The following is a 16780-nucleotide window of genomic DNA, read 5'->3' as shown; positions in this document are numbered from 1 at the left end:
GCTCGGCCCCCGAACCCCCTCTTCCGATGGAGGAGGAATCCATGACCACATTCGATGCCGAGACCATGCTGCGGCTGCCCGTGCACAACGGGCACGCCCTGGTGGCGGGCCTCGAGCGGCACAAGAACCGTCCGGTGCTGACCCTCGGCGACCACATCCTCACCGGCGGTGAGGTTCTCGACGGCATGAGCCGCTACATCGACGCCTTCGCCGAGCACGGCGTCACCACCGGCACCCCGGTCGGTGTGCTCGCGCTCAACCGCCCCGAGGTGCTGTTCACCATCGGCGCGGGCCAGATCGTGGGATCGCGGCGCACCGCCCTGCACCCCATCGGCGGGCTCGACGATCACGCGTATGTGCTTGCCGACGCGGGCATTTCGACGCTCATCCTGGACCCGGTGCCCGCGTTCGTGCAGCGCGCCCGCGACCTGGTCGACATGGTGCCGGGGCTGAACAAGGTGCTGGTGCTGGGCCCGGTGCCCGAGTCGCTGGCCGATGTCGGCGTCGACATCCTCGCCGCCGCGGACAAGTACGAGCCGCGTGATGTGAAGGCCGTCGAGCTGCTGCCCTCGGATGTCATCTCCATCAGCTACACCGGCGGCACCACCGGCAAGCCCAAGGGTGTGGTCGGCACCGCGCTGACCATGAACACCATGACCCAGATCCAGCTCTCGGAATGGGAATGGCCCCGCCACCCCAAATTCCTGATCTGCACTCCCCTCTCGCACGCGGGCGCGGCCTTCTTCCTGCCGACCGTGCTGCTGGGCGGGCAGTGCGTGGTGCTGCCGCGCTTCGACGCCGGAGAAGTGCTGCGCGCCATCGAGGAACACAAGATCTCGGCGACCATGCTGGTGCCGTCGATGCTGTACGCGCTGCTGGATCACCCGGATTCCAAGACCCGGGACCTGTCCTCGCTCGAGACGGTGTACTACGGCGCGGCCGCCATCGACCCGAATCGGCTGCAGGAGGCCATCGATCGCTTCGGGCCGATCTTCGCGCAGTACTTCGGGCAGTCCGAGGCGCCGATGGCGATCAGCTACCTGGCCAAGGACGAGCACGACAAGGAGCGGCTCACCTCGTGCGGGCGTCCCTCGACCGCGGTGCGGGTCACGCTGCGCGACGCCGAGGACAACGAGGTCGCCCAGGGTGAGGTCGGCGAGATCTGCGTGTCCGGACCGCTTTTGGCGGCCGGGTACCTGAACCTGCCCGAGGTCACCGCCGACACCTTCAAGAACGGCTGGCTGCGCACCGGCGACCTGGCCCGCCGGGACGAGGACGGCTTCCTGTTCATCGTCGGCCGCTCCAAGGACATGGTCGTCACCGGTGGATTCAACGTGTTCCCCCGCGAGGTGGAAGACGTGGTCTCCGAGCACCCGAAGGTGCTCACCGTCGCGGTCGTCGGTGTGCCCGACGCGCATTGGGGCGAGGCCGTCACCGCGGTGCTGGTGCTCGACCCCGACACCGCCGCCGACGCGGCCGCGATCGAGGTGGTCACCGCCGAGATCCAGGCCGCGGTCAAGCAGCGCAAGGGTTCGGTGCAGGTGCCCAAGCACGTCGTGGTGATCGAGGAACTGCCGCTGACCGGGCTCGGCAAGCCGGACAAGAAGGCCATCCGCGTGCTCGCCGCGGAACGCCTCGGCATCGCCTGATGTCCCGAGGGGCGCTCGGCTAGGCCAACTTTCGGGTTCGCAGCAGCCGAGCGCCCTTGCGCGCAGCCTCCACCCCCGACTCGATGACCGCCCGGGTCACGAAGTGCCCCACCGCCGTTGCCACGAACATGGCGGTGATCACCACCGGCGCCCAGCTCCAGCTCAGGGCCAGCAGCATCCGATCGAGGGTGCCGGCGGGCTGCACCACCGGCTCCCAGCTGTTCAAGCGCACCCAGCGGCCCAGGAAAACGCCGATCGCGCACAGCAGGTGGACCGTGAGCCGCGCCGGAAAGCGCCAGGCGCCCAAGCCCCACGCGGTCAGGAACCGGTCCAGCTCGGCCAGCACCAGGTAGTAGGCCACGAATCCGGAGATGATGAACACGCCGTAGACCGGCAGGATCGTGGTGACCACCGGGCCGTTGCCCGCGGCGCGGATGTCATCGCGCAGGTGCACCAGATCGGTCAGCACATAGGGCGCGTTGGGCAGGAACAGCATCAGCAGCGCCACCCCGCCCCACCACACCGGCGACACGGGTAGTCGCCGTTCCTCGTCGCGCTCGCCGCGGAACAGCAGCAGCGCCAGAGCCACGGGTATCCACGCCAATACGCTGTTCCAGACCATCCACAGCAGGTTTCGGTCCAGCACCCCCGCGAGGCTCGGCGCGACCGTCTTCACCGGGTCCATCCGTTCATGATGCCCAGGACCGGGCGGTCTGTGCCGCGTGTTGCCCGACCTTCACAGGATCGCCACAATCCACCCGATCCACGCGATTCGCACCGATGCTGGTCGACAGGTGGCAACCAGCTGTTTTACGATCGTATTATGCGGCCGTGGGATATGAGATTCCCGAGTGGGCCCTGGACGTCGCGGCACGACTCGGCATCGCGCCCGAGGACATCATGCGAGTCCTGACCGGTCCCGGCCGACGCTGGCCGCGACCGGTGCGCGGGTCGGGCGGGCTGCCCGCCCTCATGATCATCGGTCGCACCGGCGGCGGGCGGCCGCTGGCGGTGGTGGTGCGTCCGCTGTCGCAGTGGGATCAGCAGGTCCTCGGCGTCACGCCGGTGACCGGCCGGCTCCTCGCCCAGTTCGAACAATGGGAGGCCGATCATGAATGACTATCCCGACCGGGGCTACCCGCACACCGCCGACGAAGCCCGGGAATTCCTCGCCGACCTGACCTTCGACGAGGACGCCCCCGAGCCCGAGTTGCCCGGCCCCGACACCCCGGTCACGGTGCTGCGCACGGTCCGGCTGCCCTACGCCATGGACCAGCGCATCCGCGCCGAGGCCGACCACCGCGGCATGAGCATGTCCGACCTGATCCGCGACTTCCTCACCATCGAGCTGGCCGCCCTCGACGACGACACCCCCATCAGCCGCGCCGACGCCCGCCGCGCCCTGACCGCCGCCCTCGCCAATCTCTCACCGCTACACCGCAACCCGGCCTGAGTACGACCAACCGCCTACCCGCGCCTCGATCACGACGAATCGCCACGCGCTCACCCGGCGCTCGACCATATGGCCTCATCACGACGATTCGCCACATACTTGCCCGGTGCCCGACCACGTGGCCCCGTCACCACGAATCGCCACGTACCTGCCCGGTGCCCGACCACGTGGCCCCGTCACCACGAATCGCCACGTACCTGCCCAGTGCCCGACCACGTGGCCCCGTCACCACGAATCGCCACGTACCTGCCCAGTGCCCGACCACGTGGCCCCGTCACCACGAATCGCCACGTACCTGCTCGGTGCCCGGACTACCCGGCCTCATCACGACGAATCGCCCGGGCACCTACTGGTGCCCGGGCGACTTCTGTTGAACGTGTGAGCGTTTAAGAGAACTTGATCTCGAGGCCGATGCCGAGAATCGAGATCAACCAGATCAGGCCGAGGAAGATCGTGATCCGATCGAGGTTCTTCTCCACGACGGTCGAGCCCGACAGGCTCGACTGCACGCCACCACCGAAGAGGCTGGACAGACCTCCGCCCTTGGCGCGGTGCAGCAGCACCAGCAGCACCAGCAGCACGCTGGTGATAACGAGGAGGATATCCAGGAACATCCGCATGGCCGACAGTGTATGCGGTTGGTACCGAAGTACCCGAATCAGGCCCGATCGACGACGTGGGGCGAGTTGGCCGGGCCGACAGCGCCGAGGCGCCCGGCACGGCCACCACGGCAGCAACCACGTGTACCGCCCGGCTCGACGGAGCGTCACAAGGCGCGGCGGACGTACTCCTCGAGCGAATCGCGCACGAAGGCGGCGGCATCGGGACTGCCGTAGGCGGAGGCGTAGTTCTCGTCCTCGGCGTACATGCGGGCCAGGCCGGTGATCATGGCGATGGAGCGTTCACGGTCACCGTCGAACAGTGGGGTGCCGGGGATGGCGCGCAGCCAGTCGACGTGGCGGGCGGCCAGCGCCTGGCCGCGGCCGGACTCGGGAGTGACACCGTCCTTCCAGGCGTCGGTCCAGGCCGCGATCAGGTCGTCGAGGTCGCGTTTCCATTCGCGTTGCTGGGCCAGGGTTTTCCCGTGCCACCAGTCGTTGGCCGCGGTGTAGGAACGTTCGCCCCAGCGCGCGATGACCTCGTCGCGGTAGGGGTCGTTGAAGCCCTCGAGCATCATCTGCAAGGATCCGTCGGAGGCGGCGGGGACATCGAGGGTGTGGCGCAGGGCGCGGATGCGGTCGTCGAGGCGAGCGCGTTCGGCCTCGAGGAGTTGCAGATGGGTGTGCAGGGCCTTGTGTTCGTCGCGCTCACGGTCGAGGACCTCGGCGATGACGGGCAGGCTCAGGCCCAGTTCGCGCAACAGCAGGATGCGTTGCAGCCGGGCAACGGACTCGGCGTCATAGAAGCGGTAGCCGTTGTGCCCGACCCGGGCGGGCGGGAGCAGCCCGATCTCGTCATAGTGGCGCAGCGTGCGGCTGGTGACGCCGGCACTGTCGGCCAACTGCTGAATCGTCCACTCCACCCGACCCTCCCGAATTCGCTCAGTTCTTGCCCACCCAGTCTCCCTCGAAGGTTTTCGCCCATTCCTTGGCCTGGTCGAGTTCGGCTTCGCGGGGTGCGGTGAGGATGATGCGGTTGCCGTCGGGATCGTCGATGGTGACATCGCTCGTGAACCAGGGGGTGTCCGCCGGACCGGTGATCGCCGCGTTCGGGAAGGCGTTCTCGCGCAGTGCTTTCGCGAGTGCTGCCAGGTCCTCGCCACCGGCGGAGAAGCTGACCGTGGTGCTGCCGGTGGCGGTTTCGCCCGGAACCAGCAGCAGGTCCTGGTATTTCATCCGGCGCAGGTGGACGACGGCGGGCGTGCCGTCGGGGCCGGCAATGGTTGCCAGCGCGACGAATCCGACGGACTCGTAGAAGGCGGTCGCGGCGGCGATATCGCGCACCAGGAAGTTGGCGAACATGGGCATGGGGTAGATGGTCCGGTCGATGGCCGGGGTGGTGTCGCTCATGGCGATGACGCTAAGAGTTGACGTAACGGCAAAGTCAACGCTGCGGCGGGGTGGTCAATCCTCCGGCGCGGGCGTCGCGGTGCGGGCGGAGTAAACAGCCAGCATGTCCTCGACCAGGCGCAGCACCGAGTCGTCCAGATCGGGGCGCTGATACACCCCGCGCACCACGGCCTCGCCCGAGAAGACGTGCAGCAGCATGAAGAACATCGGTTCGCGTACCTGCTCAGGGAACTCCGAGAGCAAGCCGGTGCGCTCGAGGGTGGCCACGATCTGGCGGTAGTAGTTCTCGGCGATCGGGGCGATGCGCTCGCGTAGCTCGGTGTCGGAGCGGGCGGCCAGGTAGATCTCGCGCAGCGCGTGGGTGAGATTGGAGTGCTGGGCCCGGCGCAGGAAACGCAGGGCAACATCAAGGGGATTGTCCTGCGCGCCAAGCTGTTCCATGGTAACCGCGTAGCCGACGAGCTGGCGGTCGAACACCTCCTCGGCGGTGCGCACGATCAGGTCCAGGCGGGTGTCGAACTGGCGGAACATGGCCCCGGCCGACAGCCCGGCCCGCCCGCAGATCTCCTGCACGGTGGTGCGCTGGTAGCCGACTTCGCCGATGGCCGCGATGGTCGCGTCGACCAGTTTGGCCACGGTGGCCGCCCGGCGCTCCTGTTGTGTGCGCCGCGGCCGGGAAACTTCGTTCACGACCGACCATCCTGCCCGTTACCGGGCGCGCAGCAAACATCCGGCCCGACGTGACCGTTGACACATTCCGCGCACCCACTTTATTGTCTGAGACGCAACTTAGAAAACATGTGCTCTCTATCTTCGGAAGAGGCCCGCGGCCGCCGCAGCGGCACGGAGGAGTTCGATATGACAGCGGGGACCAGGGCGATCACCCGGACGTGTGTCGCGGTGGCGGCGGGGCTGACCGTGGCGGTGTGCCCGGCACTGACCGGTACGGCCGGAGCCGACCCGGTGCCGGTGCAACCGGCACTGCCCTTCCCGACACCGCCCGCGCCCCCGTATCTGGATCCCGGCTTCTACCAACCGGATCCGGCGCGGGTGGCCGCGGCCCAGCCCGGGGAGATCCTCGCGGCCCGGCAGGTCAATCTGGCCAATGTGTGGCTGCTGCCGTTGAACGCGCAGGCCTGGCAACTGTCTTTCCGCAGCACCAACACTCGCGGCGAGCCGATCGCGGCGGTGACCACCGTGGTGGTTCCGCACCGGCCCGCGCCGAGCGGGCAACGCGGGCTGGTGTCGTTCCAGATGGCCGAGGATTCGCTGTCGGTCAACTGCGCGCCCTCCTACACCTTGCAGATGGGTTCACTGCCCAATCCGCTCAACCCGGTGATCGAGGCCGAGTTCGTCGAGGTGCAGGCCATGCTGCAGCTCGGGCACGCGGTGGTGATCCCCGACCACGAGGGCCCGAACGCGGCGTATGCGGTGGGGCCGCTGGGCGGGCGCATCACCCTCGACGGGATCCGCGCGGCCGAGAACTTCGATCCGGCGGGGCTGCCCGGCACCGATACCCGCGTCACCCTGTGGGGCTATTCGGGCGGGGCGATCCCCACCGCGCACGCCGCCGAGCTACAGCCCAGCTACGCACCGGAGATCAATCTGGTCGGGTCGGCGACCGGCGGGCTGATGGCCGACATCCGCACCGCCATCGACTACAACAACGCCACCTCGAGCTTCGCGGGCGCGGTGCTGGGCGGGCTGTTCGGGGTGGCGCGGGAGTATCCGCAGCTGGATCGGTTCATCGACGCGCACATGAACCCGCTGGGCAAGGCGGTTCGGATGGTCCACGAGAACCAGTGCGTGGCACTGCAGTTCGCGGCCTTCCCGTTCGCGAACCTCAAGGGGTTGTTCGACTATCCCGGCGACCCCATGCAGGCCCCGGAGCTGCAGCCGATGCTGGACGAGATCAGTCTCGGCCACCGCGGCACTCCGACCGCGCCGCTCTACATCTACGAGGGCACCTTCGACGAGGTGATGCCGCTCAACGCGGTGAACAACACCTACGACATCTACTGCCAGGATCCCGCCGCCCGCGTGCAGTACACCCGGGACCTGTTCAGCGAGCACGGCATCGCGGCGGTCTCGAACACGGCCAGCGCCGCGCTGTGGCTCAATGACCGGCTCAACGGGATTCCCGCGCCCAGCGGCTGCCACAACCGCGACGTCTACTCCGGCATTCTCGATCCCGGCGCGGTCGGCGCCTTCGTGAACGCGATCGGCCAGACCCTCGCGTCGGCGCTCGGGATGCCCGTCTAATCACCGTACGATCGGGCCTATGCCAGCAACTCGCGTGTGGGTTCTGCTCGCGCTAGCCGCCGTCGCCGCCGGATGCTCCTCCAGCGGCGGCGAGTCCGGCACCCCGGCCGCCGCGCTCATGGGTCACACCTACGTCTCCACCGCGGTGTCGGGCACCGCGATCCCCGGTGGCGGACCACTGACCCTCACCTTCGCCGACGGCCGGATCAGCGCCACCTCCGGCTGCAACACCGCCACCGGACCCGTTGACCTGCAGGGCAATACGCTGCAGGTCGGCGAGATGGCCGCCACCCTGATGGCCTGCCCCGGCGAGACCGCGGGCGCCGACGGCTGGCAGGACGGCCTGCTGCGCTCCCAGCCGACCTGGACCCTGGTCGGCGACACTCTCACCCTGAAGGGCAACGGCTCCACCGTCACCCTGCGCGACCGCAAGGCCGTTCACCCCGACAAGCCCCTCACCGGCACCCCCTGGATCGTCACCACCCTGCTGCGCCCCGACGCCGAGGTCCGCTCGACCACCCTCGACGAGGTCCGCCCCGCCCTCACCATCTCCCCCGACGGCAAGGTCTCCGGCACCGCCGGCTGCAACACCATGACCGGCACCGCCCAGATCGACGGCGACACCGTCACCTTCACCATCGCCACCACCCGCATGATGTGCGACCCCCAGGTCATGGACGTCGAACGACAGGTCCTGCAGGCCCTCGACGGAAAAACCAAGGCCACCATCGATTCCAACGAACTGACCATCCGCAACACCGGCAACAACACCGGCTTGAAACTCCGCACGGAGTAACTGCTCGAAAATCGTTGCCGCTCGGTTGGATCCGCGGTCAGGGATGTTCGATCTGCTCGCGCAGGATGTCGCCGTGGCCGGCGTGGCGGGCGAAATCCTCGATCAGGAACAGGTAGATGAATCGCAGGCTCACCTCGCCGAGGCGGGGATGGGTCCGGATGTCGTCGAGGTCGAACTCGGCGGCGATCGCGCGGGCACGGTCGCTGCCGCGGTCGAATTCGGCGATGACGTCGGCGACGGTCTCGTCGTCGGCGACGAGGAAACTGGCATCGCCCGGTGTGGTGCCGCCGTCGCATTCGCTCTCGGGCAGGCCCGCCAGGACCTGCTGGAACCAGATCCGCTGGGCGACCGCGGCATGCTTCAGCAGCCCGATCGGGGTGGTCATCGAGGCGACGAGGCGGCGGCGGGCGTCGTCTTCGGACATGCCGCGCAGCGTGTTGACCAATTCGGAGCGGTTGCGATCGAGCATGTTCTCGAGCATTCGCCGCTCGTCACCGATCGTGATCTGCGGTCTCGACCAGGTCATTGCCGACTGGATCCTTCGGTTGGGTTGAATCTGTCCGATCCAGTATCGGGACACCGCCACCGGCCCGCCACCGGAGTCTCGGCGGTCGGCGCGACCCTCAGCGCGGACGCGAACGCCCGGAGCATTTCCGACCGATTGGTTGAGTTCGCGGAAAATGTGTTGGCGGCGGGCGATTCGGGCGAAGCTGGATGGACTGGCCGACGGATCGGATGTTGCGGTGCGCGGGGCGGTTCCGGCTCTACGCTGAGTCCGGCGTACGCGACATATGGGACATATGGGGAGGCGTCATCAACGACCGGGAAGCTGAGCTGGATCAGTGGTTTCGCGCGGAGGTGGCCGCGACGACGCCGGGTTCCCCTCGGCCGCTACAGGAAGCGATCGACGCCACCGGGCTGACGGGGCAGCGCTGTGCCGAGTTGTTCGATGCGCAGGCCGCCTCGCGGCATCTGGATCTGGCGGCCCGACGGCTGACGCGGGAGGGACACGGGTTCTACAGCATCGGATCCTCGGGGCACGAGGGCAATGTCGTGGTCGCGGCGGCGTTGCGGGTGACCGATCCGGCGCTGCTGCATTACCGATCCGGGGCGTTCTTCGTGCACCGCGCCCGGCAGGTGCCCGGGCTGGATCCCATCCGCGATGTCATGCTGGGTGTCGCGGCGGCGGCCGCGGACCCGATTTCCGGTGGGCGGCACAAGGTTTTCGGCAGCAAGCCCGCCCATGTCATTCCGCAGACCTCCACCATCGCCTCACACCTGCCGCGCGCGGTCGGGCTCGCCTTCGCCATCGAGCGGGCCGCGCACCTGCGACTGCGCAGCGAGTGGCCTGCCGACTCGGTGGTGGTGTGCAGCTTCGGCGACGCCTCCGCCAATCATTCGACCGCGGCCGGGGCCATCAATACCGCCGTGCACACCGCCCACCAGAACGTGCCGATACCGATCCTGTTCGTGTGCGAGGACAACGGTCTGGGCATCAGCGTGCCCACCCCGCGCACCTGGATCGAGCAGGCTTACGGCTCCCGGCCCGGGCTGGCCTGGTTCGACGCCGACGGCGCGGACCTGTCCGCGGCGCTGGCCACCGCGAGCGCCGCCGCGGAATACGTGCGCGCACACCGCAAACCGGCCTTCCTGCGCCTGCGCACGGTCCGGCTGCTGGGCCACGCCGGTTCGGATGTGGAATCGGCCTACCGCCGTCCCGCCGAGATCGCCGCCGATCTGCGCCGGGACCCGGTCACCGCCACCGCCCGGCTGCTCATCGCCACCGGGGTGCGCACGCCCGCCGAGGTCAACGCACGCTACGACGAGATCGCCGAGCAGGTCGCCAAGGCCGCCGAAAGCGCCTGGAACGAACCGAAACTGGCGTCGGCCGCCGCGGTGATCGCACCGCTCGCGCCCGCCCGGCCCACCGTCGTGCGCACCGACGCACTGCGTTCGACCCCCGAGGGCGACCGCAATGGCTCGAACGGATCGAAGCGCTCCGCGAATACCGTTCCCGTTCACTCGGATTCGGACTCCGGCGAGACGGCCGGATCGGGCGAGCAACTCACCCTGGCCCAGGCCGTGAACCAGACCCTCGCGCAGCTGCTCACCCGCGATCCGGACGTGCTGGTCTTCGGTGAGGACGTGGGCCGCAAGGGCGGCGTCTACGGCGTCACCAAGGGCTTGCAGCAGAGTTTCGGCGTGCGACGGGTTTTCGACACTCTGCTCGACGAGCAGAGCGTGCTCGGTACCGCGCTCGGAGCCGCGCTGGCCGGGTTCGTGCCGATCCCGGAGATCCAATATCTGGCCTACGTGCACAATGCCGAGGATCAGCTGCGCGGGGAGGCCGCGACGCTGTCGTTCTTCTCCGGGGGCCGCTACCGCAATCCCGTGGTGGTGCGCATCGCGGGCCTGGCCTATCAGAAGGGCTTCGGCGGGCACTTCCACAATGACAATTCCATTGCCGCGCTGCGGGATATCCCGGGCCTGGTGATCGCCGCGCCCGCCCGGGCCGACGACGCGGCCGCCATGCTGCGCACCTGCGTCTCGGCGGCCCGGGTGGACGGGCGGGTGTGCGTGTTCCTCGAGCCGATCGCGCTTTATCACACGCGCGATCTGTACCGCGCCGGCGACGGCGCCTGGCTGGCCCCGATTTCCGGTGTGCGCCATGCCGATATCGGCCGGGCCCGGGTGCACGGCACCGGCGCGCACCTGACCATCGTGAGCTTCGCCAACGGCGTGCCGATGAGCCTGCGGGTGGCGCGACGCCTGGCCGCGGACGGCATCCACGCCCGGGTGCTGGACCTGCGCTGGCTGTCCCCGCTGCCGCTGGAGGATCTGCTCGACAATGCCCGCGCCACCGGGCGGGTGCTGATCGCCGACGAAACCCGCCGCAGCGGAGGCGTTTCCGAGGCCGTGTGCACCGCACTGCTCGACGCCGGATTCGACGGGCGGCTGGCCCGGGTCACCAGTGCCGACAGTTTCGTGCCGCTCGGCCCGGCGGCTTCGACGGTATTGCTGGACGAGGCGGCGATCGAATCGGCGGCGCGTGCCCTGCTGGCCGCGCCCGCGCCCCGGTGACGGCGGGTGGGGCCGGGTTTGCTCGCGGAGCCCGGCCTCACCCACCCTCGACGCCGGTCCGGTCGGCGTCCCGGTGTCGTTGAGGGGACGACACCCGGCTTATCTACGTATCAACTACGTAGATACGTAATACCCGATCTTGGAGCCCAGCGCAAGCGTGCCCGCGAATTCACATCTTCATCACAGTCCGACCGCTCGGCACCGGCCATCGACGCTGGTAGAACCGCTACACGCAGCAACGTGGTAAGCCTGCCCTCAGTTTTGCCCTCTAGACTCGAGGACCAAGCCAAGGGAGGAGCTCGAATGCGAGCAGCGACGGCGCGGATGCGGCCATGAGCGTCGCCGTCTGCCTGATGCTCTACGGTTTCGCCGTCGCGGTACTCGCGCCCCGGCTGCTGCGCCGATTCAGCATCGAGGGCATCACGCCGCGCCTGGCCGTGGCCGCCTGGCTCGCCGCCATGGCCACCACCGTGCTCGCATGGACGGTGACGCTGGCGATTCTCATCATCGACCTTGCGACACACCGGATTTCCCTGTTCCCGGTCCGATTCATGGACGGCTGCCTGCTGCACCTGCACGACGCGGCCGTCGGCGACTACGGCGGTCCGCTGCAGACCGGGCTGCTGGCACTGTCCGGATTGGCCTCCGTCGCGGCCGCTCTCGTCGCGATCCGCCTGGGCCGCACCCTGCTGCGCGCCCGCCGCCACACCCTCGAACACGCCCGCCTGGCCCGCATGGCCGGTCGCCACCACCCCGAACTCGACGCCGTGGTCCTCGATGTCGACCACCCGGCCGCGTATTGCGTTGCGGGCAAACCCCATACGATCGTCGTCAGCCGCGGCGTCCTGACCGCCCTCGAGGACCACCACCTCGACGCGGTCCTGTCCCACGAGCGCGCCCACCTCGACGGCCGCCACCACCTGCTGCTGACCCTCACCCGCGGCCTGGCGACCGTACTCCCCCGCATCGACCTGTTCACCGTCGGCGCCTCCGAGGTCGCACGGCTGCTGGAGATGCTGGCCGACGATGCCGCGGCCCGAATCCACGGGCGCGCCACCGTCCTACAGGCACTGCTCACCCTGTCCGCGCTGCCGACACCGCCCGCGACCGCCGAAGCCGCACTGCTCCCGCGCGTGCGGCGACTGTCCGCCCCGGCCGATCCGCCGCGCCTGCCCACCCGCATCGCCGCCGGCGCGGTCGCCCTCACCGCCGTCGCCATCCCGGTCGCCGCCGTCATCGCGGCCGTGATCGGAATCGAGGTCTGCGCGACCTAGCGCGACTTGGGGCGGGTGAGTTTGCGCAGAGCCGCGCGCAGGCCCTCGGATTCCTCGGCGCTCATCTGCTCGACGAAATGCGCCAGCACCAGATCCGAGCGGCCGCCGCTGCCCAGGGCCTCGCGCATGAGGCGCGCGCTGTATTCCTCGCGGCTCAGGGTCGGCCAGTAGCGGTAGGCCTTGCCGACGCGTTCGCGTTCCAGCCAGCCCTTGCGATGCAGGTTGTCCATGGTGGACATGACCGTGGTGTAGGCGATGTCACGCTCGGCGGCCAGTTCGTCGAACAGCTCGCGGACCGTCGTCTTGTCGGAACGATCCCAGATGCGTTCGATGACGACCGCTTCCAGATCGCCGAAGCCTCGCGCACTCACGTCTGCCGCCTCCTAGCATCACGACTCGGGCCGCGCCTCAACATACGCTCTACGTACGTAGACAGTATTATCCTGCACCCGTGCGGCAGTCGGCGCAAGCCGACTCGATCACACACTGCGATGGGGATTTACCAGGCACAACGACCCGTGCGACTAGTCCGCCAGCCGATGGCCCGCATCCTTCAGCACCGCCGACGCCTCCTCCAGTCGGTGCGCGGGGACCAGCACCAGATCGGCGTGGAAGGTCGAGGCGACGAAGACCGGGATCGCCGACTCGGCGAGCGGGCCGACCAGCGCGGCAAGGGTTCCCGGGGTGTTCAGGCCGCCCGCGTCGACGCCGTAGAAGCCCTTCCAGGTCTCACCCTCGGCCCAGGCGGGCGCCTCCCGGACGACGGTCAGGCCCTCCGGCGCGCGCACCAGGGCGATCCATTCGTCGTCCTCGGGGAAGGTGGAGTTCGGCAGATGGTCAACCGCGAACTGCGACGGGACGATCCGCAAGCGCTGGGAGCCGGTCATGGCGACATCGTAGGCGGAGGGGGTGACAGCGGCAGCGGTGTGGACACCGCGAACGGGAAATAGTCGTAGCTACTAAAAATAGGGTGCCGTCGACCGCACCGATCCGTATGGTCTGTGAAATGAGCACCAGCCCAAAGCAAATCGCCCGGGAGAACGAGCACATCGCCGAGGTCGGCCACTACCTCGCCGCGGACGGGACGGCCGTCGACATCAGTGCCGCACTGGCCGCCGCGCGCGCCGGGACCGTCTCCTACACCCCCAAGGACACGGTTGACGGCGCGGCGCGCGGACCGTTCACCGGAGTCCTCGAGGTCACCGGTGAAGGCAGCGTGCAAGCCGCCCGCCGACTGCACGCGGACGGCGGAACGGCCATCGCCGTGCTGAATTTCGCCTCCGCGCGCAATCCCGGCGGCGGCTACCTGCGCGGCGCCCGCGCACAGGAAGAGGACCTGTGCCGCAGCGCCCTGCTGTACACCTGCCTGCTCGAGGCCCCCGATTACTATGCGGCCCACCGTGCCTCGGATGACCTGCGCTACAGCCATCGCGTCATCTACTCCCCCGATGTGCCGGTCGTGCGCGAGGACGACGGGACGTTCAGCACGCGCCCCTTCCCCGCCTCGTTCCTGACCTCCCCCGCCCCGAATGCCGGTGCGCTGACGGACCGTTCCCAGCGGGACGTCCCGGTCCGCGACGTCCTGATCGAACGCGCCGACCGGGTGCTGGCTGTCGCCGCCCATCACGGCGTGCGCGAACTCGTGCTGGGCGCGTGGGGCTGCGGAGTGTTCCGCAATGATCCGGCCGAGGTCGCCGAAGCCTTCGAGCTGGCCCTGCGCAACCGCGGCGCGGCCTTCGACCGGGTGGTCTTCGCGATCTGGGACCGTTCCCCGGTGTCGGCCAATCGCAGCGCCTTCCGAGCGCGCTTCGGCGTCGCGGCCTCCTCCTAGCGCTTTTCTGCCGACGGGACCTCGGGCCGGGATTCGCGGCAGCGGGCGACCGAGCGGTTTCCATGCTCAGATCGCAATATCTACAGACTTGGATACCTGTGTCGCCAGCGGGATCGATGCGCGCCCGTGCTCTCAGCGCGCCAGGCCGGTGCGGTGCGCGTAGACGATCGCCTGCCCGCGGTCCCGCACTCCGAGCTTGGCGAACAGCGAATTGATGTGCGTCTTCACCGTGCTGACCCCGATGAACAGATCCTTGGCGATCTCGGAGTTGTTGCGCCCCTGGGCCATCAGCCGCAGCACGTCGCGCTCCCGGTCGGTGAGGTCGACCGGCGATTCGGGCGGGGCATCGAGTGCGGAGAGCAGGCGGCGGCCCACGTCGGCGGCCAGGGTGGTGTGCCCGCTGGCGACCGAACGGATGGCCGCCGCGATCTCGGCGCGCCCGGCGTCCTTGGTGAGATAACCACGCGCACCGGCCCGCAACGCGCCCGCGATGGACGCGTCGTCGGCGTAGGTGGTGAGCACCAGGACGGCGGTCCCGGGGTGGCGGGCGGTGATCGAGGCGGTGGCGGCCACGCCGTCGATGCCGGGCATGCGCAGATCCATCAGCACGACCCGCGGTGCCAGGCGACCGACGAGCTCGACCGCCTCCGCGCCGTCGCGGGCCTCCCCCACCACCCGCATATCGGGCAGCAGCGACAGCACCGTGGTGAGCCCGTCGCGGACCGTGGTCTGGTCGTCGGCCACGACCACCGTGATCACGTCCGCGGCAGCAGGATTCGCACCGTCCACCGTCCGTCCTCCTTCCCGGCGGCCAGGGTGCCGCCCGCCGCTTCGATGCGTTCGCGCATGCCGAGCAGTCCGGCGCCGGACCCGGTGACCCCGAGCGATATGCGATGCGCGGCGAGCGGATTCGAGATGACGGACTCGATCCGGCCGTCGCTGTCGCGGACCGTCAGCGTAACCGGCTGTCCCGGAGCGTGTTTGCGGGCATTGGTGAACGCCTCCTGCACCGCGCGGGTGAGCGCCACCGCCGCCTGCTCGTCGGCCGGGTTCACCGCGATGTCCAGGCGTTCGGCCAATTCCCCGCCGGCGCTGCGATGTTCGTCGACGACGCGGCGCAGTTCGGCGGCGGTGTCGAAGCGCTCGGACCGCAGGGCTCCCACCACCCGGCGGGCGTCGGCCAGCCCGGACACCGCCAGCGCGTGCGACGCCTTCACGCGCGCGGCGGCCTGATCCACCTCCCCCGCCTCCAGCAGGGCGTCCGCGGCATCGAGTTGGAGCACCAGTCCGCCCAGGGTGTGGGCCAGCACGTCGTGGATGTCGCGGGCGATGCGGCCACGCTCGGTCAGGGCCGCGGCGCGGTCGCGTTCGGCGCGAATGATCCGATTCTGTTCCACCAGTAGCCGATTGCGTTCGGACACCATGCGCGCCTGCCGTCGGCTCCAGGCCGCCAGTCCGATCACCACCGCACCGACCAGCAGGCCGATCAGCGGACGGAACCGGCCACCGTCCAGCAGCACCGACACGCACATGAGCGCGGCCGTGACCGCCGCCAGCAGCGGCCCGAACCACGCCGGTTCGGTCACCAGGCTGATCGTGACGAAAATGGTGGCCAGCGCGGTGATCGCGGACCCACCCGCCTGGGCGACGGTGAGTCCCCCGCCGACGGCCATGGCGCACAGGCTGATTCGCTCGAGCGCCGACCGCTCCGGTGCCACCGACCAGCCGAGCCAGCCCAGCCATGACAGCGCCGCCAGGGCCAGCACCCACGGGCGGTGCGGCAGCCCCGCGTTCCACGAGGTGGACACCACGGCGACGAGCCCGACCAGGCGCAGCAGCCTGGACAGGCTCGACGAGGGATCCAGAATCGACATCGGTCTCAGTGTGCCGCACCCACCAGCGCCCGCTCGGCACGACGGGCCAGCACCAGCGCCCGACCCGCCCGGTTCAACGCCACCACGACCAGGATCGCGCCGACCGAAGTGACCACCGCGGCCCCGGACGCCCGAGCCACCACATCCACGCCGATGCGCACCGCCAGCAGCACGAACCACAGCAGCGTCCCCGCCCACCCGGTCCGCGCCTCCAGCCCCTGCGCGGTCGAGCGAACCTGCGACAGCAGGCCCATCACCAGCCCGACCCCCACCGCCAGCACCCCCGACAGCGCGAGCAGCGCGACCGCGAGCACCCCGATGCCACCGCCCGCGAGCACGGATTTCATCTGCAGGCCCCCGACCACCCCGAGAATGATCGGCCCTCGCCACAGCCGGGTGAGGTCCAGCGCCTGCCACTGCGTCTGCCGGAACATGATCCAGCCGATGACCAGCACCGCGACCAGACCCTCGACCACCGCATTCTGCAAGTTCATGCTTCTACGGTCGCGTGTGCGACGGCCTCCACCCACCACCCGGGGGTGGAGACGGGG

19 protein-coding genes are annotated in these 16780 nt (G+C 69.4%); 8 read left to right on the top strand and 11 right to left on the bottom strand.

Features of this window, described 5'->3' with window-relative positions:
* Nucleotides 1-26 precede the first annotated feature (26 nt).
* Nucleotides 27-1649: a fatty-acid--CoA ligase FadD8 gene (gene fadD8, locus GPX89_RS12020; protein WP_407939380.1), complete on the top strand. Its 1623-nt coding sequence runs from the start codon at nt 27-29 to the stop codon at nt 1647-1649.
* Nucleotides 1650-1668: 19 nt separating this feature from the next.
* Here fadD8 and GPX89_RS12015 read toward each other — a convergent pair whose 3' ends face one another.
* A complete protein-coding gene (locus GPX89_RS12015; protein ID WP_157387555.1) occupies nt 1669-2334 on the bottom strand; it encodes a DUF1361 domain-containing protein in 666 nt (221 codons plus the stop codon).
* Between the two features lie 146 nt (nt 2335-2480).
* Between GPX89_RS12015 and GPX89_RS12010 the strand changes: the two genes are divergently transcribed.
* Nucleotides 2481-2768: a hypothetical protein gene (locus GPX89_RS12010; protein WP_157387554.1), complete on the top strand. Its 288-nt coding sequence runs from the start codon at nt 2481-2483 to the stop codon at nt 2766-2768.
* Nucleotides 2761-3102 carry a hypothetical protein gene (locus tag GPX89_RS12005; protein ID WP_157387553.1) on the top strand — a complete coding sequence of 114 codons (342 nt, stop codon included), beginning with the start codon at nt 2761-2763 and terminating at the stop codon, nt 3100-3102. Before GPX89_RS12010 ends, GPX89_RS12005 begins: the two co-directional genes overlap by 8 nt.
* Before the next feature lie 386 nt (nt 3103-3488).
* Here GPX89_RS12005 and secG read toward each other — a convergent pair whose 3' ends face one another.
* The 4 genes from secG to GPX89_RS11985 form a co-directional block, all read right to left on the bottom strand.
* Nucleotides 3489-3722 carry a preprotein translocase subunit SecG gene (secG, locus tag GPX89_RS12000; protein WP_040858416.1) on the bottom strand — a complete coding sequence of 78 codons (234 nt, stop codon included), beginning with the start codon at nt 3720-3722 and terminating at the stop codon, nt 3489-3491.
* A gap of 146 nt (nt 3723-3868) precedes the next feature.
* Nucleotides 3869-4624, bottom strand: coding sequence for a MerR family transcriptional regulator (locus GPX89_RS11995; protein ID WP_198347368.1), 756 nt, complete (start codon nt 4622-4624; stop codon nt 3869-3871).
* A gap of 19 nt (nt 4625-4643) precedes the next feature.
* On the bottom strand, nt 4644-5111 hold the full coding sequence (locus GPX89_RS11990; protein ID WP_157387551.1) for a VOC family protein: 468 nt from the start codon (nt 5109-5111) through the stop codon (nt 4644-4646).
* A gap of 54 nt (nt 5112-5165) precedes the next feature.
* Nucleotides 5166-5801 carry a TetR/AcrR family transcriptional regulator gene (locus tag GPX89_RS11985; RefSeq protein WP_328601749.1) on the bottom strand — a complete coding sequence of 212 codons (636 nt, stop codon included), beginning with the start codon at nt 5799-5801 and terminating at the stop codon, nt 5166-5168.
* A gap of 168 nt (nt 5802-5969) precedes the next feature.
* Between GPX89_RS11985 and GPX89_RS11980 the strand changes: the two genes are divergently transcribed.
* Nucleotides 5970-7373 carry a lipase family protein gene (locus tag GPX89_RS11980; protein WP_157387550.1) on the top strand — a complete coding sequence of 468 codons (1404 nt, stop codon included), beginning with the start codon at nt 5970-5972 and terminating at the stop codon, nt 7371-7373.
* A 19-nt stretch (nt 7374-7392) separates the two neighbouring features.
* Complete coding sequence (locus GPX89_RS11975; protein ID WP_157387549.1) at nt 7393-8169, top strand: META domain-containing protein; 777 nt, start codon at nt 7393-7395, stop codon at nt 8167-8169.
* Between the two features lie 37 nt (nt 8170-8206).
* On the opposite strand, the gene GPX89_RS11970 is transcribed toward GPX89_RS11975, so the two are convergent.
* Nucleotides 8207-8695 (bottom strand): DinB family protein, encoded by a 489-nt coding sequence (locus tag GPX89_RS11970; RefSeq protein ID WP_157387548.1) that lies wholly within the window; start codon nt 8693-8695, stop codon nt 8207-8209.
* Nucleotides 8696-8883: 188 nt separating this feature from the next.
* Between GPX89_RS11970 and GPX89_RS11965 the strand changes: the two genes are divergently transcribed.
* Nucleotides 8884-11250, top strand: coding sequence for a thiamine pyrophosphate-dependent enzyme (locus GPX89_RS11965; RefSeq protein WP_235947084.1), 2367 nt, complete (start codon nt 8884-8886; stop codon nt 11248-11250).
* Nucleotides 11251-11582: 332 nt separating this feature from the next.
* Nucleotides 11583-12524, top strand: a complete 942-nt coding sequence (locus GPX89_RS11960; protein ID WP_157387547.1) for a M56 family metallopeptidase — start codon at nt 11583-11585, stop codon at nt 12522-12524.
* On the opposite strand, the gene GPX89_RS11955 is transcribed toward GPX89_RS11960, so the two are convergent.
* Nucleotides 12521-12895 carry a BlaI/MecI/CopY family transcriptional regulator gene (locus tag GPX89_RS11955; RefSeq protein WP_328601748.1) on the bottom strand — a complete coding sequence of 125 codons (375 nt, stop codon included), beginning with the start codon at nt 12893-12895 and terminating at the stop codon, nt 12521-12523. The two genes, GPX89_RS11960 and GPX89_RS11955, sit on opposite strands and share 4 nt — an antisense overlap.
* Nucleotides 12896-13048: 153 nt before the next feature.
* Nucleotides 13049-13411 (bottom strand): ACT domain-containing protein, encoded by a 363-nt coding sequence (locus GPX89_RS11950; protein WP_157387546.1) that lies wholly within the window; start codon nt 13409-13411, stop codon nt 13049-13051.
* A gap of 119 nt (nt 13412-13530) precedes the next feature.
* On the opposite strand from GPX89_RS11950, the gene GPX89_RS11945 reads away from it, so the two are divergent.
* Nucleotides 13531-14355: a TIGR02452 family protein gene (locus GPX89_RS11945; protein WP_157387545.1), complete on the top strand. Its 825-nt coding sequence runs from the start codon at nt 13531-13533 to the stop codon at nt 14353-14355.
* A 132-nt stretch (nt 14356-14487) separates the two neighbouring features.
* On the opposite strand, the gene GPX89_RS11940 is transcribed toward GPX89_RS11945, so the two are convergent.
* From GPX89_RS11940 to GPX89_RS11930, 3 genes are read right to left on the bottom strand one after another with little or no spacing between them, the layout of a single operon-like run.
* Complete coding sequence (locus GPX89_RS11940; RefSeq protein ID WP_328601747.1) at nt 14488-15144, bottom strand: response regulator transcription factor; 657 nt, start codon at nt 15142-15144, stop codon at nt 14488-14490.
* Nucleotides 15111-16229, bottom strand: a complete 1119-nt coding sequence (locus GPX89_RS11935; RefSeq protein WP_157387544.1) for a sensor histidine kinase — start codon at nt 16227-16229, stop codon at nt 15111-15113. Before GPX89_RS11935 ends, GPX89_RS11940 begins: the two co-directional genes overlap by 34 nt.
* Before the next feature lie 5 nt (nt 16230-16234).
* Complete coding sequence (locus tag GPX89_RS11930) at nt 16235-16723, bottom strand: hypothetical protein (RefSeq protein ID WP_157387543.1); 489 nt, start codon at nt 16721-16723, stop codon at nt 16235-16237.
* Nucleotides 16724-16780 lie beyond the last annotated feature (57 nt).

This window comes from Nocardia terrae, assembly GCF_009760405.1.
Lineage (GTDB): Bacteria > Actinomycetota > Actinomycetes > Mycobacteriales > Mycobacteriaceae > Nocardia > Nocardia terrae.
This window is presented reverse-complemented; position numbering and strand designations above follow the sequence as displayed.